General features: G+C 52.4%; 24 protein-coding genes. 4 read left to right on the top strand and 20 right to left on the bottom strand.

The window, feature by feature from the left end:
• Window positions 1-157: 157 nt before the first annotated feature.
• A complete protein-coding gene (locus AN477_RS11380; RefSeq protein ID WP_054969286.1) occupies window positions 158-523 on the bottom strand; it encodes a hypothetical protein in 366 nt (121 codons plus the stop codon).
• Window positions 524-969: 446 nt separating this feature from the next.
• Here AN477_RS11380 and AN477_RS24490 point away from each other — a divergent pair, with 446 nt between their 5' ends.
• Window positions 970-1,113, top strand: coding sequence for a hypothetical protein (locus tag AN477_RS24490; RefSeq protein ID WP_157061921.1), 144 nt, complete (start codon window positions 970-972; stop codon window positions 1,111-1,113).
• A gap of 137 nt (window positions 1,114-1,250) precedes the next feature.
• On the opposite strand, the gene AN477_RS11375 is transcribed toward AN477_RS24490, so the two are convergent.
• The 5 genes from AN477_RS11375 to AN477_RS11355 form a co-directional block, all read right to left on the bottom strand.
• Window positions 1,251-2,234 (bottom strand): electron transfer flavoprotein subunit alpha/FixB family protein, encoded by a 984-nt coding sequence (locus AN477_RS11375; protein WP_054969285.1) that lies wholly within the window; start codon window positions 2,232-2,234, stop codon window positions 1,251-1,253.
• A 49-nt stretch (window positions 2,235-2,283) separates the two neighbouring features.
• The gene (locus AN477_RS11370; RefSeq protein WP_054969284.1) at window positions 2,284-3,054 is read right to left on the bottom strand and encodes an electron transfer flavoprotein subunit beta/FixA family protein; all 771 of its coding nucleotides are present in this window, start codon (window positions 3,052-3,054) and stop codon (window positions 2,284-2,286) included.
• Window positions 3,055-3,216: 162 nt separating this feature from the next.
• A complete protein-coding gene (locus AN477_RS11365) occupies window positions 3,217-3,807 on the bottom strand; it encodes a fatty acid metabolism transcriptional regulator FadR (protein ID WP_425388163.1) in 591 nt (196 codons plus the stop codon).
• A 248-nt stretch (window positions 3,808-4,055) separates the two neighbouring features.
• Window positions 4,056-4,508 carry a TlpA disulfide reductase family protein gene (locus AN477_RS11360; protein WP_054969283.1) on the bottom strand — a complete coding sequence of 151 codons (453 nt, stop codon included), beginning with the start codon at window positions 4,506-4,508 and terminating at the stop codon, window positions 4,056-4,058.
• Between the two features lie 89 nt (window positions 4,509-4,597).
• On the bottom strand, window positions 4,598-5,137 hold the full coding sequence (locus AN477_RS11355) for a peroxiredoxin (protein WP_054969282.1): 540 nt from the start codon (window positions 5,135-5,137) through the stop codon (window positions 4,598-4,600).
• Between the two features lie 158 nt (window positions 5,138-5,295).
• On the opposite strand from AN477_RS11355, the gene AN477_RS11350 reads away from it, so the two are divergent.
• Window positions 5,296-5,574, top strand: a complete 279-nt coding sequence (locus AN477_RS11350; RefSeq protein ID WP_054969281.1) for a hypothetical protein — start codon at window positions 5,296-5,298, stop codon at window positions 5,572-5,574.
• Window positions 5,575-5,746: 172 nt separating this feature from the next.
• Here AN477_RS11350 and AN477_RS11345 read toward each other — a convergent pair whose 3' ends face one another.
• From AN477_RS11345 to AN477_RS11290, 12 genes are all read right to left on the bottom strand, one after another.
• Window positions 5,747-6,211 carry an RrF2 family transcriptional regulator gene (locus tag AN477_RS11345; RefSeq protein ID WP_054969280.1) on the bottom strand — a complete coding sequence of 155 codons (465 nt, stop codon included), beginning with the start codon at window positions 6,209-6,211 and terminating at the stop codon, window positions 5,747-5,749.
• A 54-nt stretch (window positions 6,212-6,265) separates the two neighbouring features.
• The gene (locus AN477_RS11340; RefSeq protein ID WP_054969279.1) at window positions 6,266-6,571 is read right to left on the bottom strand and encodes a non-heme iron oxygenase ferredoxin subunit; all 306 of its coding nucleotides are present in this window, start codon (window positions 6,569-6,571) and stop codon (window positions 6,266-6,268) included.
• A gap of 153 nt (window positions 6,572-6,724) precedes the next feature.
• On the bottom strand, window positions 6,725-8,122 hold the full coding sequence (sufB, locus tag AN477_RS11335) for a Fe-S cluster assembly protein SufB (RefSeq protein ID WP_054969278.1): 1,398 nt from the start codon (window positions 8,120-8,122) through the stop codon (window positions 6,725-6,727).
• Window positions 8,123-8,158: 36 nt separating this feature from the next.
• A complete protein-coding gene (sufU, locus tag AN477_RS11330; RefSeq protein WP_054969277.1) occupies window positions 8,159-8,584 on the bottom strand; it encodes a Fe-S cluster assembly sulfur transfer protein SufU in 426 nt (141 codons plus the stop codon).
• Window positions 8,571-9,803, bottom strand: a complete 1,233-nt coding sequence (locus tag AN477_RS11325; protein WP_054969276.1) for a cysteine desulfurase — start codon at window positions 9,801-9,803, stop codon at window positions 8,571-8,573. The genes sufU and AN477_RS11325 overlap by 14 nt, the downstream gene beginning before the upstream one ends.
• Window positions 9,803-11,095 (bottom strand): SufB/SufD family protein, encoded by a 1,293-nt coding sequence (locus AN477_RS11320; protein WP_054969275.1) that lies wholly within the window; start codon window positions 11,093-11,095, stop codon window positions 9,803-9,805. Before AN477_RS11320 ends, AN477_RS11325 begins: the two co-directional genes overlap by 1 nt.
• A 13-nt stretch (window positions 11,096-11,108) precedes the next feature.
• Window positions 11,109-11,894 (bottom strand): Fe-S cluster assembly ATPase SufC, encoded by a 786-nt coding sequence (gene sufC / locus AN477_RS11315; RefSeq protein ID WP_054969325.1) that lies wholly within the window; start codon window positions 11,892-11,894, stop codon window positions 11,109-11,111.
• Between the two features lie 270 nt (window positions 11,895-12,164).
• Window positions 12,165-12,473, bottom strand: coding sequence for a metal-sulfur cluster assembly factor (locus AN477_RS11310; protein ID WP_054969274.1), 309 nt, complete (start codon window positions 12,471-12,473; stop codon window positions 12,165-12,167).
• A 190-nt stretch (window positions 12,474-12,663) separates the two neighbouring features.
• A complete protein-coding gene (ald, locus tag AN477_RS11305) occupies window positions 12,664-13,776 on the bottom strand; it encodes an alanine dehydrogenase (protein ID WP_054969273.1) in 1,113 nt (370 codons plus the stop codon).
• A gap of 154 nt (window positions 13,777-13,930) precedes the next feature.
• Window positions 13,931-14,203 carry a hypothetical protein gene (locus AN477_RS11300; protein ID WP_054969272.1) on the bottom strand — a complete coding sequence of 91 codons (273 nt, stop codon included), beginning with the start codon at window positions 14,201-14,203 and terminating at the stop codon, window positions 13,931-13,933.
• Window positions 14,204-14,205: 2 nt separating this feature from the next.
• Entirely contained in the window at window positions 14,206-15,300 is a 1,095-nt protein-coding gene (locus AN477_RS11295) for a hypothetical protein (RefSeq protein ID WP_054969271.1), read from the bottom strand.
• Window positions 15,297-15,830, bottom strand: coding sequence for a sigma-70 family RNA polymerase sigma factor (locus tag AN477_RS11290; RefSeq protein WP_245631794.1), 534 nt, complete (start codon window positions 15,828-15,830; stop codon window positions 15,297-15,299). Before AN477_RS11290 ends, AN477_RS11295 begins: the two co-directional genes overlap by 4 nt.
• Before the next feature lie 207 nt (window positions 15,831-16,037).
• Between AN477_RS11290 and AN477_RS11285 the strand changes: the two genes are divergently transcribed.
• Complete coding sequence (locus tag AN477_RS11285; protein WP_054969270.1) at window positions 16,038-17,141, top strand: quinone-dependent dihydroorotate dehydrogenase; 1,104 nt, start codon at window positions 16,038-16,040, stop codon at window positions 17,139-17,141.
• On the opposite strand, the gene AN477_RS11280 is transcribed toward AN477_RS11285, so the two are convergent.
• Window positions 17,123-18,325, bottom strand: a complete 1,203-nt coding sequence (locus AN477_RS11280) for an HD-GYP domain-containing protein (protein WP_054969269.1) — start codon at window positions 18,323-18,325, stop codon at window positions 17,123-17,125. The genes AN477_RS11285 and AN477_RS11280 overlap by 19 nt on opposite strands.
• 334 nt (window positions 18,326-18,659) lie before the next feature.
• Between AN477_RS11280 and AN477_RS11275 the strand changes: the two genes are divergently transcribed.
• Window positions 18,660-19,268, top strand: coding sequence for a superoxide dismutase (locus AN477_RS11275; protein ID WP_054969268.1), 609 nt, complete (start codon window positions 18,660-18,662; stop codon window positions 19,266-19,268).
• Here AN477_RS11275 and AN477_RS25020 read toward each other — a convergent pair.
• A partial coding sequence (locus AN477_RS25020; protein WP_054969267.1) for a hypothetical protein occupies window positions 19,250-19,547 on the bottom strand: 298 nt, incomplete at its 5' end. The genes AN477_RS11275 and AN477_RS25020 overlap by 19 nt on opposite strands.

Below are 19,547 nucleotides of genomic sequence, written 5' to 3'. Positions count from 1 at the left end.
GTTCTGTCTCACGCAGGGTTGATAGAGACAAGATAAGACACAAGACAATGATAGAAATGAATCTTCCGTGAAATGTGGTTTCTTTTGGATTCTAACTGAACCGAACAACCCCAGTCATCTGGTATGTTCAACCAACCACCATATGGGCTATGTAAGCTTACTCCTTGTCTGATCCGTTGCCTGAATCTTTGTCGGCCCCCGCATCTGCTTTAGCGCCTGTGCCTGCCTCAGCAAGCCAGCGTTGCAAATACGCCTTTTCTTCGGCAACAAGCTCCGGATGCTCATTCAAGTGATGACGCAATACCTGCTCCTGCCAGTCGTCGGATCCGGGAACTTCGGATGCATCACTCCACAGATCAGCAATCCGTCGGTCATAGATGATCTCCCATTCCTCTGCGCCAGAGCGAACGGTCTTTTGCGAGACCTGCATGTAGATCCCAGGTTCATCCTCGTGGAGAGCGTACATCATCATTTCATAATCATCCCATTGGTGGATCCAATCAAGCGGATCGTAGCGGTTCATAGATACCCTCACTTCACGGCAACATTATTCCCAGCGGACCACTCATGGTGCGGCCGCACACGGATAATATCAGTGTACAAGTACCGTCTTCCGGTTTCAAGCGAGCGCACTCTGGAGCAGCCTGATGTCATCCTATTCAACTCCGTATAGAGAACGGTTCTCGGACGAAACTAACGAACAACAAGCGAGCGACTCTACACTTTAGGCCGGCTGGAACAACTGTCGATAAGTAAGTAGGTTTCTTTAGATGCAGATTGGCCCGGTGTTTGCTAAAATAGGAACGGTCAGTGTTCATCGTCATTGGTCACGATGGCTGCGATGATGATCTCGCCAGACCTCCGTTTGACGTGTACGGAAATCATTCGATTTGTACTCAATTGACATCCGGGCAGGAACCGTGCCCGAGAAATGGCATCACATCTTTAACCGGTAAGGGGGGCGTTTACGTGAAGAAACTGATGTGGACTGTAATGGTTATTGCTTTGGTTGTAGTGGCGTTTGAGACGTTCCGCCGACAAGCACCGTTCCCGTCGTCGGCCAGCAGCTTATACCTGAGTGGCGCACTGCAGATGCTGTTCCCGGGTCTGTAAGCGACCTAAAGGACCTAAGAGACCTACATAGCCACCGACATTCGACTGTGAAGAAAAGGGCCTCGTCAGCGACGGAAAGTTCGTATCCTGCGCTGCGAGGCCCTCGTTCGTTTGTTTTGTAGATTCCCAAAGACGGCTTAGCGGTCAGCCAAGACGTTCTTAAATTCGGAAGTCAGCATCGGAACAACTTCAAACAGGTCCCCCACAATGCCGTAGTCCGCAACCTGGAAGATTGGGGCCTCAGGGTCCTTGTTGATGGCTACAATCACCTTGGAGCTCGACATACCAGCAAGGTGCTGAATCGCGCCAGAGATACCGCAGGCGATGTACAGATCTGGCGTAACAACCTTACCGGTCTGGCCAATCTGCAAAGAGTAGTCGCAGTAGCCCGCGTCACACGCACCACGGGATGCACCGACTGCAGCACCAAGAAGGTCTGCCAACTCCTTGAGGGGCTCAAACCCGGATGCATCCTTCACGCCGCGGCCACCGGAAACGATAACTTTCGCTTCTGTGAGGTCGACACCGGTGTTTGCCTTCTCAACAATCTCACGGACCATCGTTGCCAAGTCAGGTTGTTCAAAGCTGACAGCCAATTCCTTCACAGTTCCTGCTTTGCCAACGCCTGCTTCAGCGGGTGTGAGGTTGTTTGGACGAACGGTCACAATCGTTGTACCCTGCTTAATGCGAACTTTTGTAAACGCCTTACCCGCGTATATCGGACGCACGAAACGAAGGTCGTCTCCTTCGCCTTCGATGTCCACAATATCCGAAACTTGGCCTGCGCCAAGACGGGCAGCCATCACCGGACCAAAGTCACGGCCGACAGCAGAGTGTGCCATCAAAATGGCAGATGGCTCAAAGTCACGCACGGCCTCCATGAACGCCTTGCGGTATGCAGAAGGGTTGTAATGCTCAAGTTCCGCACTGTCAACCACATAAGAAACATCGACGCCGTAATTACCAAGTCCATCAGCCAAAGCCTTGATGTCCTTGCCAAGTATCACAACTCCGACCTCACCGCCATCAGCTATGCGGGTCGCAGCTCCAATCATCTCCAGGGTCACGTTGCGCAACTTTTGACGCCGCACATCGGCCAATACAAGCACCTTTTTTGACATCACGATTCCCTCCTATAGCTCGCACTCAACGAAGCAGTTTCGCTTACGCTCAGCCTACGACTTTTTCGACGTTTGTCAGCGAGTGAACGAGTTCTTTCACCTGATCGTTCATCTCACCCTGCAAAATTCGGCCGGCTTCCTTCGGTTTCGGGAGATAGGTTTCGACGATCTCTGTGCGCGCCGTCAAGTCTTCCGGCGACAACCGGAGGTCCGCTGCTGTGACATGGGTCAGCGGCTTTTTGCCGGCTTTCCGGATGCCAATCAGGGATGGGTAACGCGGTTCGTTCAAACCTTGCTGAGCCGTCACGAGGACGGGCAAGGTGGCGGTGACCACCTCGACGTCACCTTCGGCGTCACGATGTCCAACGACCTCAGTGCCGTTGATTTCAAGCTTCGTCAGGGTCGAGATGTGCGGAATGCCGAGTTCCTCCGCCAAGCGGACGGCAACCTGGCCGGATCCGTCGTCAACTGCCTGGTTCCCACCGATAATCAAGTCGTAGTTACGGACTTTAACCATCGCAGCCAAGACCTTGGCTGCGGTATATTCGTCGCCAAAAAGAGACTCGTCGTCAGCGAGCACAGCCTCATCAGCACCCATTGCAAGAGCGGTGCGAATCGCTTCCTCAGTGCGTGAAGGACCAATTGACAAAATGGTGACCGTACCATCATGCTCCTCTTTCAAGCGGATGGCTTCCTCCACTGCATACTCATCGTACGGATTGATGACGAAGCGCACTCCGTCTTCCTTGACTTTGCCGTTTTCGACGGTGATGCGTTCCTCGGTATCGAACGTCTGTTTTAGAAGTACTAGGATGTCCACGAAATCAACACTCCTCTCAGAACATCAGCCTTGTGATTTACGGCTGCAGCCTTGACTTACACAAACGGCGTACAGCCTGACCTGCACTTACCGTGTACAGCCTTGACCTGCACAAACGGCGTACAGCCTGACCTGCACTTACGGTGCACAATCTTACCTGCTTTACGGTGTTGCCTCAGCCTTTCGGGAGCCATCAGCAGACAGGGGACCTGTCAGCCCGTACAAGAGCGCGTCGACAACTTCGTTGGAAAGGGCTGCAAGGTCATACTTGGCACCGGATAATACCCATGCACTGACCGTTTCATCAATCGTGCCGAAGACCAGTCGACGGGCAATCCGACGATTTAACTTCGGAGAAAACACACCATGTTCAACTCCATGCTCAAACATCTCATCGAGGAGGTGATAAAACGGCTGCATGATTTCACCAATCTCGCGCCGAATGTTTGCATCGACCTGTCTGAGATGCACTTGGGTCACCATCGCCAACTCCGGGCGTACACCAAGCTCACCAAGATAGAGACCCACCAGGGAACGCAGTTTTTCTTCAGCTGTGGAGGCTAAGGCTGTTCGCTCCTTAACTTTCTCCACAATCTCCCCGATAGTCTGCCGCAGGATGGAAACCAGGATGTCCTCCTTGTTCTTGAAGTAGAGGTACACGGTTCCGTCTGCGACGCCGGCTGCTTTGGCTATCCTTGAGACCTGCGCGTGGTGATACCCAAACTCGGCCATAACAAGTACCGCTGCGTCCAAAATTGCGTTGTATTTGGACTCGTCCCTTCTGGTTCCGATGCCCCTCCCCCCTCACTGAATGAATGACCATTCATTTTCGTCTTTCATTGTAAACGCTGTCAACGGATAGTGTCAATAGAAGACTTGCGATCCGTTGATGGGAATTCAACGGATCGCACAGCACCTCTTTGTATGGACGCTTGTTCATCTCAATCGGCGCTTGTCCAACCTAACTTGCGCCTGTCCAATCTATGCCTGTTCCACCTGCTTTATGAATCAAGACCGAGCGCCTCGCGAACCTTTGGCTCGACTTTAAGAAACCCTTTGTCTCCGGCAGCGCGGAACTTGAGGGTTCCGTCCTTACCGAACACGAAGAACGCTGGTACGTATTCGTTCTCAAATCGATTGGTGACTTTATGCTGATGATCCAGCCCAATCGGCTGAGTCATATGGTATTCATTCATATCCTCTTTAACCTTATCGACATTCACGTCTTCTTCATATCGAGGCATGTGCAATGCAATGACTTGCAAGCCTTCAGATTCGTACTTGTTCTTAATCGCCATCACGTCGTTCATGGTTTCGTGACAGATGTGACAGGACACAGCCCAAAAGTGGATCAGCGTAACCTTGCCGGGTTCAATGCTCGGTTGACCGTCCGAGTTAAACCATTCAGTGACTCCATCCAAATTTGGCATGTCGGTACCCAGTCTCATTGGCATGCGATAGCGCACCTCCCGCATAGTTGTGAAATAATCATGAAAGCCCGCTTGCAAAAATCACAAGCGGGCCCTTTGAGCGCATAGGCTCATCAAACTTCGAGCAGTTTGTCTCCTGGCTTCCAGTTTGCCGGGCACAGCCCGCCAGCCTGCAATGCTTCAAGAACGCGAATGGTCTCATCAACGCTGCGGCCGATGTTCATGTCATGAACAACTTGGTAGCGGAGGATGCCTTCTGGGTCGACGATGAACAACCCGCGAAGGGCTTGGCCCTCACTCTCGACAAGCACATCGTACTTGCGTGCAACTTCCTTGGTGAAGTCAGCGCCGAGCGGATAGTCTAAGCCGCCAAGTCCATTTTCGGATTTCGGCGTATTGATCCAAGCCTTGTGGCTATGTACAGAGTCGCAGCTAACGCCGAGAACTTCTGCATCGAGGTCGTGAAACTCAGCCAGTCGGTCGTTCATGGCGATAATTTCGGTCGGGCAGACGAATGTGAAATCTGCTGGGTAAAAGAACATCACCAACCACTTCCCTTTGTAATCGGAAAGCTTCACGTGTTGGTCGAGCGTCTTCATGTCCTTTGTTGACAGCATGTCAAAGTCTGGAGCTGGTTGTCCCACTAATGGCATCGATATCCCTCCTAAATCGTTGATGCGCCTTGTTGAGCTTGGCGATTCCATCCAAAGTGCATTATACTAGACACACTACAACGATTCAAATCACGGCCGATTTAAGGAAAGCGGAGTTCCTCAGCCACCGTCTGATACCGAGAAAGGAAGGACATCTCATGGATCTGATGAAGTCTTCGGAGGAATGGAGCAAAGCTCACCTGGCTGTCAACGATCTGCTCAGCCGACTTCTGAACGAGTTGCGAGACCTGGGCTACAACCCGAGTTATCACGTATCGTACGACCGCTCGATGCAGCATCTGATGATAGACGCCGACCTCCTTGCCAAACACGAATCGCTCAAGCAACTGTACGCCGATTACGTAAGTGCGTGCGATGCGAGAGATGCAGCTGTCGAAAAAATTCAGCAGTCCCCCAAAGTCGACCTCGGTTTTTAAGTATTGTGTCGTGGTCGCCGGCGCGGGCAAACAAAATAGGGCCCCTAAGAGTTGACGGAAGAAACTCTGAGGGCCCTATTGTTCATGAGTATTGCCTCCGCCCGTCGTCTCTGGCTGTGCCCTTACTGCGAGCAGCGACGACGCTGACACCGCGCCAGGCGGTGTCCCTAGATCACGGACTGACTGAGTCAATTTGAAGGACTTGCCTTACCTCTACGTCGTCGTGCATGACCTCAGCTAACGTCAAACTGTCGAGTGCATGCGTGATGGCGTTCATCACGCGCAGCCATACGTTGCGCGTGTGACATGCAGAGAACCGCCCGCAGAAGTCCCCTGGATCTGAATTCTCTTCAGTTACACAACCAATCGGTGATAACGAGCCTTCAAGGACTCGGACAAGTTCTCCAATCGATATTTCCTCTGGGGGACGGCTCAGCAGATACCCGCCGTTCACTCCTCGTACACTCTTCACGAACCCAGCGCGTCGCAGTTTGGCAAAGATCTGGTCGAGAAACTGTTCCGGTATCTGTTCGGCTTGCGCCACAACTGGCAGGGCTACGGCTTGCTTTTGTCCGCCACTGAGCGCGAGGCATACCATGGCCCGAAGTCCATACTCCGTTTTTTTAGCGACCTTCACAGAACTACCTCCCTTCGCGACGAGTGATGCGGTTTGGGCCTGGTTTAATGAAGCTTAAGCCTCAACCCAAATCTCATCATTGCGCATTTCAATGGGAAAAGTTTCGACAGGGATGACACATGGAAATGCAGTCGGCTCCCCGTTTGTTACATTAAACTTGCCCCCGTGTTTCGGACACTCCACAATACAACCGACGAGCTTGCCGTCTGTCAGGAATGCACTGGCATGGGTGCAAACATCGGACGTTGCATAAAAGCCTTGGTCGGTATGATAAATCGCGATGTCGAGATCGTCGATCGTCACTTGCTTCATTGCGCCAACCGGAACTTCAGATAAACTGGCAACCTTGGTCCAGGACATCGTCTACCTCCTGCTGTCATCTGTATCCGCAGGGCCCCTGCTGGAGATGGGTAACCTGCCCCGCAGATACACGGAAAGGCCATCTTGACGATGACCTTCCCTATTCTCAGTTGAAGAGCGCCCGACTCTCCGGGCGCGCCATCCAACAAGGGTTTAACCAACCGAACCTTCCATCTCAAACTTGATGAGACGGTTCATCTCGACCGCGTACTCCATCGGCAACTCGCGTGTGAACGGCTCAATGAAGCCCATCACAATCATCCGTGTGGCGTCTTCCTCAGACAGCCCGCGGCTCATCAGGTAGAACAACTGTTCTTCGGAAACCTTCGAGACGCTGGCTTCGTGTTCGAGGGTCACATGGTCATTCATGATCTCGTTGTACGGAATGGTATCTGACGTGGAGTCCTCATCAATGATAAGCGTGTCGCACTTGACGTTCGACTTTGCACCAATGGCGTTCGGAGCAAAGCTGGTCAATCCGCGATACGTGGTCTTGCCGGTATGTTTACTGATGGACTTCGACACGATGGTTGAAGTGGTGTTCGGTGCATTGTGCACCATCTTTGCACCGGTGTCCTGATGCTGTCCGCGACCGCCAACCGTAATCGACAGAACCATACCCTTTGCACCTTCACCCATTAGGTAGACGCTCGGGTATTTCATCGTCAGTTTCGATCCGATGTTCCCATCGACCCACTCCATCGTTGCATCCTTGTACGCCATCGCACGCTTGGTGACAAGGTTGTAGATGTTTGGTGCCCAGTTCTGAATCGTCGAGTAGCGGCAACGTGCACGGTCTTTCACGATGATCTCGACGACTGCACTGTGCAAGGAGTTGGTGCTGTAAATTGGCGCTGTGCATCCTTCGACGTAGTGGACGAAGCTGTCATCGTCCGCAATGATCAGTGTACGTTCGAACTGTCCCATGTTCTCCGAGTTAATGCGGAAGTACGCCTGAAGTGGAACGTCACATTTCACGCCTTTCGGGACGTAGATAAAGCTCCCACCGCTCCATACAGCACTGTTCAGTGCAGCAAACTTATTGTCCTCAGGCGGAATAATTGTCCCGAAATACTCCTTGAAGATCTCCGGATACTCGCGCAGCGCAGTATCCGTATCGGTAAACAAAATCCCCAGCTTCTCGAGGTCTTCACGCATCGAGTGGTAGACGACCTCTGACTCGTACTGGGCAGATACACCCGCGAGGAACTTCTGCTCCGCTTCCGGGATGCCCAAGCGGTCAAAGGTGTTTTTGATCTCTTCCGGGACTTCATCCCACGTCTTGCCCTGTTTCTCAGCCGGCTTTACGTAATAGGTGATCTCGTCGAAATTGAGTTCCGACAAGTCGCCGCCCCAGTTCGGCATCCCCTTCTCATAAAAGAGATCGAGAGAGCGCAGGCGAAAATCGGTCATCCAACCGGGCTCGTTCTTCATCGTTGAGATCTGCTCAACCACTTTGCGCGAGAGACCCTTTTCCAACCGTGCGACAGAGACGTCTTTATCGCGAAAACCGTATTGATACTCTTCCAGTTCTGGCAGAGACTTCGCCATGTCTATTCCCTCCTTAATTGTTCACCGTCCAGCTCTCTATCTCACATCATCTGTATGAGCAGCTCTGTCCAATGCTTGCCAAGCCAAGGTGGCGCACTTTACGCGGGCTGGGAATTGAGACACACCTTGCAGGGCTTCAAGGTCGCCGAGCTCTTCAGAGTCAACATCCTGCCCCCGGATCATCAAGCGAAATGACTCTCCGAGTTTCAGGGCATCTTCTACTTTGAGCCCTTTCACGGCCTCTGTCATCATCGATGCCGATGCCATCGAGATGGAACAGCCGCTGCCTTTGAACCGAACGTCTTTTACGACACCGTCCTCAATCTGCAGTTGAAGCGTGATCTCGTCACCACAGCTTGGGTTTCGTAAATCCACCGAAACCGCATCCTCTAACAGACCTTGGTTCCGGGGATGTTGATAGTGATCCATAATGACCTGACGGTATAACTCAGACAATTGCATGCTGGAAAAACTCCTTTGCAGACGCCAGGGCATCTACCAACGCGTCAACGTCTGACTTAGTGTTGTATAAATAGAAACTCGCACGTGCAGTCGCCGGCACATTCAGGATCCGCATTAACGGTTGCGCACAATGATGACCTGCTCGAATCGCCACGCCTTCCGCATCAAGCACTGTTGATACATCATGTGGATGGATGGAACCGAGGTTAAATGTAACCAAACCGCCGCGTTCCGCTCCTTCTGCAGGTCCATAAATTTCCAGACCTTCAACCTCTGAGAGGCGTTTCAAGGCGTAGCCTGTGATCTCCCTGTCATGTTCGCGAATCGCGTCCATGCCAATCTTCTCGAGGTAATCCACTGCTGCGCCGAGACCTACAGCACCCGCAATAATCGGCGTACCGCCTTCAAACTTCCACGGAGTTTCCTTCCACGTCGCTTCGTACAGCTCCACGACGTCAATCATCTCACCGCCGAAGTAGGTTGGTTCCATCTCATCAAGCCACTTGCGCTTGCCGTAGAGTGCACCGATACCCGTCGGACCGCACATCTTATGGCCAGAGAAGGCCAGAAAATCGCAATCGAGGTCGTTTACGTCTACCGGCATGTGGGGCACACTTTGCGCACCGTCAACGACGATGACTGCGCCCACCTCGTGAGCCAGATCGGCAAGCTCACGAACTGGGTGAATCGTGCCAAGCACATTCGAAACATGCGCAATCGCGACAATCTTCGTCGCCGGCCCAATCAACTTCTTCGCATCTTCGAGCGAGATGGTTCCATCCTCCTGCAGGGGGATGTATTTCAACTTGGCACCTGTTACACGTGCCACCTGTTGCCAAGGAATCAGGTTACTGTGATGCTCGGCAGGTGTCAGAACAATCTCATCCTCTGCCGTTAAACGGGGCCTCGCAAAACCGTAAGCGACCATATTCAAAGACTCTGTCGTCCCGCGCGTGAAGACCACTTGCGCGGCATCAGGTGCGCCGATAAACCGCGCAACCTTTTCCCGCGCAAGCTCATACGCTTCGGTCGCGCGAGAGCCAAGCGTATGGACACCGCGGTGCACGTTGGCGTTGTCGGTTTCGTAATACCGCTTCAACACGTCAATGACCGACTGCGGCTTTTGCGAGGTCGCCGCGCTGTCCAGGTATACCAAGCGGTGGCCGTTGATTTCTTGGTTGAGGATCGGAAAGTCTTCCTTGATCTTGGAGATATCCATCACACAAGCTCCTCATCAATGTGCTGACGCACGAATTCCCGAACCACCTCATCCGGGAACGCCTCCAGTGTCGGTTCCAGGTATCCCCAGATGATCATGCGTCGGGCCTGTTTCTCAGGAATACCACGTGACTGCAGGTAGTACAATTGGTTTTCATCTAGTCTGCCCACGCTGGCCGCATGGCCGCAACGCTGCACGTCGTTCTCATCAATTAACAGCATTGGAATGGCGTCCGCTCTCGCGGTACCGTCCAGCATCAACATCCGGTCGCGTTGCTCACTGCCTGCACCCGCAGCATGCCGGAAGATATGTGTGGACGTCCGGTAGATGGAGTTCGCCCGTTCCCGAATCGCACCGTGCATGCTGATGTCACTCTCTGAATAACGGCCACGATGGAGCATACTTGCCGTCAATTCGAAGTGCTGGCGCCCAAACCCGATTCCAATGCCGGAAAGGGTCGATGTCGATCCGGTACCCACCAAGTCACTCTCGAGCAAGCCAACTGTGAATCCGTCACCGATATCGCAGTACACCCAGTCCACTTTAGCGTCAGATGCCAGCTTCGCTCGGCGGATAGTGAAGTTTGTCGGGCCTTTTCGGTACTCCGTCGATGCAGCAATCTTCACGCTGGCTCTTGCTCCCGCGACAACCTCAAGTACATCCGCATGAACCTTGCCGCTCTCAAGCTCACCATCAGTCAAGAAGACTTCCGTATACGCGCACTCGGCACCCTCCTCCGCAACGAGGAGTGAACGAACAGCTGCGCCGTGTCCTTGCGCAGATGACTCGTAGACGAAGGTCACCGTTTCTTCCAATTTCACATTGCGCGGCACGTATAAGAAGGCACCGTCGTTCCAGAAGGCCGCATTTAAAGCCGCCCATTTACTTTCCTCCGCAGTCACCACACTGCCGAGGTGCTTCTCAACCAATGACCCGTGTGAACTCACTGCAGCGTGCAGGCTTGAGAGAACAACACCTTGTTGGTGTATGGTATCCGGGATATTGGACTGCACGGCAACGCCATCACGGATAAATACGAAAGCCTTATCTTTGAGGCTGTCAAGTAAAGCCCGAACCCGTGCCGATCCACCTGCTGTCAAACTAGCGAATGGACCAATGTCGAAGGAACGACGCCGCAGGTCGGTCTTTTCGAGCTTAGGAGTTGGCATCTCCTCATACTTTGCAAATGCTGCTTCACGCCGTTCCCTCAACCAAGCTGGCTCATTGAAGCGATGGACGAGGTCCGTGATGAGGGAGGACGTTGTCGATATCGGTGTTTGTTCCGTCGTCATGACCTTACCTCCCTTACGCTTCTGCTCCAACGGTCTCGTCTTCAATCCCGAGTTCCTGCTTCAGCCAATCGTATCCGTTCTGCTCAAGTTTCTCCGCCAGTTCACGTCCACCGGATCGGACGATTCGTCCCTGCATCATGACATGCACGTGATCCGGTACGATGTGTTGCAGCAAGCGTTGGTAGTGCGTAATGATCAAAAAGCCGATCTCCGGGGAGCGCAGGCTGTTTACGGCATCTGCTACAATCCGCAACGCATCGATATCAAGACCAGAGTCAATCTCGTCGAGAATCGCCAGACGCGGGTTCAGCATCGCCATTTGCAGGATTTCGTTGCGCTTTTTTTCGCCGCCTGAGAAACCTTCGTTCAGGTACCGTTCGGCAAACGTCGGGTCGATGTTCAGCTCTTTCATTTTCTGCTGCAATTGGCGGTGGAACTTCAGCACCGGCACTTCGTTGCCTTCTCCAAGGCGTGAGTTCAGAGCTGTCCGAAGGAAGTTGGCATTCGAAACACCAGAGACTTCCGCAGGGTACTGCATTGCTAAAAACATACCTGCCCGAGCACGCTCATCGACAGACATCTCAAGTACATTCTCGCCATCGAGTGTGACGGACCCACCCGTTATCTCATAGGCAGGGTGCCCCATCAGCGCGGAGGCCAAGGTGCTCTTGCCTGTACCATTTGGTCCCATAATGGCGTGAATCTCGCCACCCTTGATTTCTAAACTGAGGCCTCGAACAATCTCCTTGTTCTCGACCTTAACGTGTAAATCGCGAATTTGAAACACAGGAGATGCCATTCGTGTGACCAACCTTTCCTGTCCGAATGTAAAGTTGACTTTTTCAGTCATGTTTTCCCTATCAGCTTAACATATCGTTCTGAAAATGCAACCGATCCATACGTTTACTCGGGTTTGTCAAAAATTTGTCACGTCCTTTGTCACTGGTTTTATCAGATCAAAAACAGGGTGCACATCTGGCACCCTGTTCTAGTTGATGCTTCGATTCAACGCAAATGAGGTTCAACCGAAGCGTCTATTCATGCAGAGATGTGCAACTCATCAACCAAGTTAGAAGAGATACTTAAAGACCAGTTTTGCCTCATCAGACATCATTTCTTTATCCCAAGGCGGATCGAAAGTCAGTTCAACCTCCACGTCTTCCACCCCGTCAAATGCCTTGACGCGCTCCACAATCTGATCCTTTATTTCGTCGTACAACGGACACCCCATGGTTGTGAGCGTCACGGTGATTTTCACCCGCTTGCCCTCATCAAACACGTCTACCCCGTACACCATGCCGAGGTTGACGATATCTATTTGAATCTCTGGATCAAGAACTTCCGTCAGCGTTTCACGGATTTGTTCTTCTGTCACCATTTTCATCTCACCCCCAGAACATATCTCCTATTTAGGGTACCCCATCGGACAAGTTTGTGTCCACCCAGGTCAAATTGGACCCTTGCAATCATCGCCATCCGCCCTTTGCGGGGGCCGGAAGTCAATCGGCAGTACCCCAACGGAAGAGCTGCGTCCGCTGCTCCCGGAATACCGGATAACGATACGTTCTTTAGATAACTTCAGCCAACGGTGTGTAAGGCAGATTGAGACCCGTTGCGACGGCTTCGTAAGTCACTTTTCCTTGAATGACATTGACGCCCTTGGCTAAAGCCTGGTTGTTTGCAATTGCTGCTCCCGTGCCTTGGTTGGCCAACTGGAGGGCATACGGAATCGTAACATTCGTCAATGCCAGAGTTGATGTTCTCGGCACAGCCCCTGGCATGTTTGCAACCGAGTAGTGGATGACGCCAAACTTCTCATAGGTGGGGTTGCTGTGCGTTGTAATGCGATCAATGGTCTCAATGGAGCCGCCCTGATCGATAGCAACATCAACGATAACGCCGCCCGGGTTCATACCCTGTACCATCTCGGCCGTCACGATCTTCGGTGCGCGCGCGCCTGGAATGAGGACAGAGCCGACAAGCAAATCGCAGCCTTCAATGTGTTGCAACAGATTGTATGCATTTGACATGACCGTGCGTAGGCGGCTGCCAAACACATCATCTAGGTAGCGCAAGCGATTGGCATTGGAATCAAGAATCGTGACATCCGCACCCATGCCCATGGCAATCCGTGCAGCATTGGTCCCAACAATACCACCGCCAACGATAACAACGCGTGCAGGTGGCACGCCTGGAACGCCGCCAAGCAGCTCTCCGCGGCCGCCATGCGCCTTCTCCAGGTAATGAGCACCAATCTGAATTGACATCCGACCCGCAACTTCGCTCATTGGCGTCAGCAAAGGCAGACTCCGGTCAGGAAGCTGAACGGTCTCATAGGCAATCGCGGTAATACCGCTGTCCAGCAACGCTTTCGTCAGTTCTGGTTCAGGGGCAAGGTGCAAATATGTAAATAACGTGAGATCCGAACGAAAGAAGCCGTATTCTGCTGGCAGTGGTTCTTTTACTTTAAGAACGAGGTCTGATTGGTTCCACGCGTCCTCAGCAGACACAATCGTGGCACCTGATTGTTGATACACTTCGTCCTCAAAGCCGCTCCCAGCCCCAGCCATGGTTTCGACGAATACCTGATGACCCGCCTGCACCAACGCATGGACCCCTGCTGGGGTAATTGCTACGCGATTCTCGTTGTCCTTGATTTCCTTCGGGATACCCACCTTCACGGCGAGAAGACCTCCTTCATATCGCCCAGAGCTTGTCCTCTGAGGAACTGCGAGTCAATGAACAATAAATTCGTCACCAAGTTTAGCACAATCAACTGCAAACGCAATGAGCGTAGTGCGGATAACAAAGCTGGACGGGGCATCCCCCGTCCAGTCATGGTTCATCTGTTACCGGATTGATTTGTTTACGCTTAATCCGTCGTTTTTCAGCAGTCAGAGTAATATCCCCTGCTGCCTTCTTTGCATCAATCCACTGTGCAATCCGCTTTGTGTCACTCGGTGCCACACGCCAGTTCCGGTCACCGTACACAAACGACTCTGCAGTCAGTTGTCCTTCTTTATCCAAGTCATCCACGGCCCGTCGAACCACCCCAACGGGGACGTGGAGCATTTCCGCCAGTTCAGAGAGACTGAAACGCGTCGTCAAGGTTACTTTCCTCCCTGTGTGATGACCAAAACGTGAGGCCGCTGGGACGCCAAGAAAGGATTCACAGGCCCGACCAACTTAAAAGTCAGGTTGGCAGTTGCACCTGGTTGCAGAGCGTCACCTTGACCAGAGGATACAGGTACCTTTGTAAAATAACGCGAAATGCCTGGCTGGGTAAAGTCAGAAGCCCCAGATGAGAATCCACCCGCAGAATTTGCGATAGATTGACCGCTTCCGCCAAACCAGATGATGGCAAGCAGGTTGTTCCAAGCAATTGGGCGGTCTGATATGTTCTTTACTGCCGTCTGAACCTGAAACGCTTCCCCGGTTTTCCAAGTCTGTGTGACGGTCACACCACTGACTGTAATGTCCAGCGGTTCAACCTGCCAAGTCGTGGTTGCTTGACTTGCCGGGACCGTCCCTCTGTCATAGAACGCAAGCGACGGAGACTCAGACAGGTTGCCATTGCTGTCGACCGGTGCTGTCACTGGTTGAAACGTCCACTGCACAGACTGGCCTGGCAGCACGACCTGATTCGGTGCATCAACAAACGTGATCCAGTCTGCCAATCCGATTCCCGTACCTTGTCCCGCATGAAACGACAGAACGCCGAACACATCCTGCTTAGAAATCGGTTGTGTACCTGTGTTTAGGAGCGTCGCCACAACTTCATTGTCTGGTCCAGATGGAGTGGAGTTAGTGATAGACAGGCCTACAACGCGAAGGGGTGCTTGCTTTAATCCAATCGCATTCGTCCCAGTCTGAACAGACTGTGCTGGTCCATTTACAGCGGGTACGCCGTCTGCTGTCGACTTTTGGTGCATCACGTTGTGGTTTAGACCGCTGTTCCAAACCGCCACTCCAAGCAATATCGCCGCGGCAATACCGCCAGCTCCTGCGAGCCAAGAGCGAAAGTCACGTTTTCTTCGGCCGCGACTGGGTGGTACCCGGCTGTCATTCGGATGAGTGCCGCCCCTAGGTAAGGTCCCGTTAAGAGCATCGGCTTGTTTCAAAATCTGGTTTTGCAGTTCAGATGAAAAGGGGACCTCCACCGCACTTTTCAACCATTTGTCAAATTCATCCTCGGAGGTGTTCATCGATTCCCCTCCTCAAATCGTTCTTTCAATAAACTTCTCCCCCGGTGCAACCGCGTTCGCACAGCTTCATCCGAGATGCCGAGTACGTCCGCAACTTCTTTCGTCGAGAGGTCGCGCAAGTAATATAAAACTACAACTTCGCGGTATTTCACCGGCAACTCGCTGACCTGCTGCCAGACCTCATCGTTCGATATGCGTTCGATGACCGTTGCTTCCGTGTTTAACGGAGCCACTTCATCCTGCAAAGCCTCTTCCTTCGGCAGCAACTCATGACGCACATGCCATGAACGCAAGTAATCTCGACAACGATTCGCCGTGATGGACAACAGCCAAGTCTTGACGCTACTCTCGCCGCGAAACGTATGCGCGTTCTGAAACGCACGGAGAAATACATCCTGCGCAATATCTTGCGCTTGGTGGTAGTTTCTTACATATGAATAAGCAAAATTAATGACATCCGTTCCGTATTGTTCCATCCACCTGCGCAGTAAGTACACAGCGTCGGAACCGGTCTCGGACACTTCACTCACGTCCGTTTCCTCCCGACTGGCTCCCAATCACTTGGACGACGCGGAGCCTGACAATGTGACACGGCACAAACGGCCGTGCAAACAACACGTTAAATATAGCAAAAACCTCGCACGGTCACGATGTGTCTATGCCTGGATACGCGGGAATGTGTTAAAGTCAGCTAAGGAATTGATGGACATGATGAATTATCATAGGAGGATCACTCCATGTACCAGCGTCTCCGTCCGATGTTATTTAAAATGGACGCAGAAAAAGCCCACACCTTTACCCTACATACACTGTCACGGATGCCTTCGCTCGCTCGAATGTTTGGTCGGCAGGCATCCGTACAGCCGATGCTGTCACAACGCATCTGGGGTCTCGATTTTTCACATCCGATTGGACTCGCAGCAGGACTCGATAAAAACGGGGAAGCGGTCAACGCGTTTTTGAACATGGGGTTTTCCTTCGTGGAAGTAGGCACCGTGACACCCCGTCCCCAACCCGGAAACCCAAAACCAAGGATGTTTCGGTTAATTGATGATTTTGCCCTCATCAATCGCATGGGGTTTAATAATGAAGGCGCCGACAGACTGCTTGAACGGTTACAATCTCGTAAATCCAGGGGTCTTGTTGGAGTGAATCTGGGCAAGAACAAGGTGACGGAGAACCATGACGCCGCCAACGATTACACCCTGCTTGTGAGCAAACTGTACTCTGTTGCTGATTTTTTCGTGATCAATGTGAGTTCGCCGAACACTCCCGGACTTCGGGATTTGCAAGCGGCCGATTCACTCATCCCACTCGTTCAGGCAGTGCTCGACGAACGGGATGTTCAAGTTTCTCGCGGCACGATGCGAGTTCGAAATGGCCAGGCCCCGGTTCCCCCGGTTTTGGTCAAACTGGCACCTGATCTGGCAGATGACGCCATCGCCCTCTTGGCACAGCGTCTACAACAGATTGGGGTCGACGGGTTCATCGCCACCAATACCACCATTGCGAGGCCCAACCTGACAAGCGAGCAGGCCCATCAGTCCGGCGGACTTAGCGGTCTCCCCCTCAAAGAGCGCTCCACACAAGTGGTGTCTATCGTCTACGCGGCAACCAACGGACAAGTCCCCGTCATTGCTTCCGGCGGTGTTTTTACAGCACGAGATGCCTACGAGAAAGTGAAAGCCGGTGCTTCCCTCGTAGAACTCTATACAGCGCTTATCTACAAGGGACCGGAAGCAATCAGCGAGATCGTTCGTGAATTGCCGAATTATCTTCGGCAGGATGGCTTTTCATCTCTGTCTGAAGCCGTCGGTTCTGGTCACCGAATGGAGAGTTGATACGGACTCTGATTAAGACAGTGCTCGAAAACAGTCACGAGCGTTTCGTCGAACTGCGTGCCGCTGCCGGCTCGCAGTTCGAGCATGGCTTGCTCTCTAGTAAAGGCACTGCGATATGCACGGCGCGATGTCATGGCATCAAATGCATCAACGAGTGATACAATCCGCACGGATAAAGAGATGTCATCTCTTTTAAGCCCATCCGGATATCCCTTCCCATCTATCCGCTCGTGATGATGACGGACAATATCCCGGAATACCGTCAGTTGAGGCCAACGGCTCAGGTACTCGGCCCCAATCACGGGATGCGTTTGAATGTGCCGGTATTCCTCGTCATTCAGCCGCCCAGGCTTGAGTAGAATCTCATTCGGTATCTCCACCTTACCCAGGTCGTGCAGCAACGCTCCGACATAAATTCTTCTCGTTTCTGCCATTGGCATCCCAATTCGGGCAGCAAGCTGTGCTGCAAACGATGCAACTTTCATGGAGTGACCAGCCATGAAAGGGTCTTTGTTCTCCATCTCAATGATGAGCGGGTAAAGCGAAAAAATATCAGGATATGTGGTGTCTTGGTAGACTTCCAGAAAATAATGGAGGTGTCTTGCATACCACAGGCTATCCCTCCATTGTTCGCGCTGCAACGTGTCGGACACTCGGTGAATGACCACCAGAATACCCATCTCCGTGGGAAAGAACCATATGGACTCAGCATCCAGTTCAACGGGCCACTCTGTCAACAGGGCAGACGGCCCAGTATCTGCCTTTCGAATGATTAAAGGTACATTCATTCCACGCACAACGCGTATAGGTGTTCGAAGTAAATAGACCCAACGGATTGCCGGAACACCGAGTAACCGCCCTTTGGCAGCCCACACAACCGACTCGCGAAACATGTCATCATGCATCCGCAAATGATCACTCACACAACTCTCACCGAGACTATCACCTTCGCCCAAAACAGAAGTGCCCCCTGCTATGCTTTTGGCACCCGTCTCCGTAATAAAGATGGCGACACCGCTGTGAAACACCTGAAGGAGACCTGTCAAAAAACCGTGTAATGGATTGAGCAGTTGTGACAACGGATAGGCTTTTTCGGTCATCGGAGTATCCCTATGGTTCCTGGTGACTCCCTTTGGGGTCTCGAACCCAGTCGAAATTGACGCCGGACGATGCTGATTATCCATCCATGCCACCCCAGTCTGTGACATCTTCCACTCTCGCGGCGGTTCACCTAATTCGGAAATGTCCGTAGACGGCTATCATGTCTGGTTGCTTCCGTTCAAAATCATTTCTATATCAGTTCTGTTTTTGACGCAGACCTTCCTGCAGGACGGTCTAGACAGCTTTGGATAAAAGCGATAGGTATCGAAGTTTCTGGGCAGATTCGTCTTAGTACAGCCTCGAAGAACATCGTTTTCCTTCCATCGGTGACTTCGGTTTGCTGGAAATCAGTTTGGTGTTGCGCTAAGATGATTATGAAAGGCAAGGCTAAGATTCTATGATTTGGAGGGGATTGGATTGGCACATGTACTGCCGCAGCTTCCATATGCTGCAAATGCACTAGAACCACACATTGACGAGACAACCATGAACATTCACCACGGTCGCCATCACCAGACCTATGTGAATAACCTTAACGCAGCTCTCGAAGGACATGCAGACCTCGAAGCAAAGTCTATCGAAGACTTGCTCCGATCGATTGACAGTGTACCTGAGTCAATCCGCACTGCTGTCCGCAACAACGGCGGCGGTCACGCCAACCACAGCCTGTTCTGGGAAGTACTCAGCCCAAATGGCGGCGGACAACCGACAGGTGCTTTGGCTGACGCTATCAACAGCACCTTTGGCAGCTTTGATCAGTTCAAGGAGCTGTTCGGGAAAGCGGCAACCACCCGTTTTGGCAGCGGCTGGGCTTGGCTTGCTGTCGACAACGGCAAGCTTGAGGTATTCAGCACGGCAAACCAAGACAGCCCGTACATGGACGGCAAAACACCGATTCTCGGTCTCGATGTCTGGGAACATGCATACTACCTCAAGTATCAGAACAAGCGTCCTGACTACATCTCTGCGTTCTGGAACGTTGTGAACTGGGCAGAAGTGTCAAAGCGTTACGAGGCTGCCAAGTAAGCATCGAATTCCACGAGGATACAGAACCTGAGCCGCGGGCAGACGTACATACCGCGATTGCAAACAGTGTTTTGTACCTGGAAGTGAAACAGAAGGTAGGCAATCGAACCAAATGCATTCAGGCTGCCGATACACACGGCAGCCTGAATTTTATTTGTGCGCCCGGCATGGGCGTTGTCTATACGGTGGAAGTCCGGAGTGGTGAAGGTAGCAGTAGCCATTAGCTCAAGCCAAGGGTGTCCACCGCGAGGTGGAATCTGAAGGAAGGCGGCGGCAAAC

Origin of the sequence: Paenalicyclobacillus ferrooxydans (genome assembly GCF_001399675.1) — a bacterium.
GTDB classification, from domain to species: domain Bacteria; phylum Bacillota; class Bacilli; order Alicyclobacillales; family Alicyclobacillaceae; genus Alicyclobacillus_B; species Alicyclobacillus_B ferrooxydans.
The sequence above is the reverse complement of the archived record's forward strand: the minus strand, read 5'-3'. Positions and strand labels throughout refer to the sequence as shown.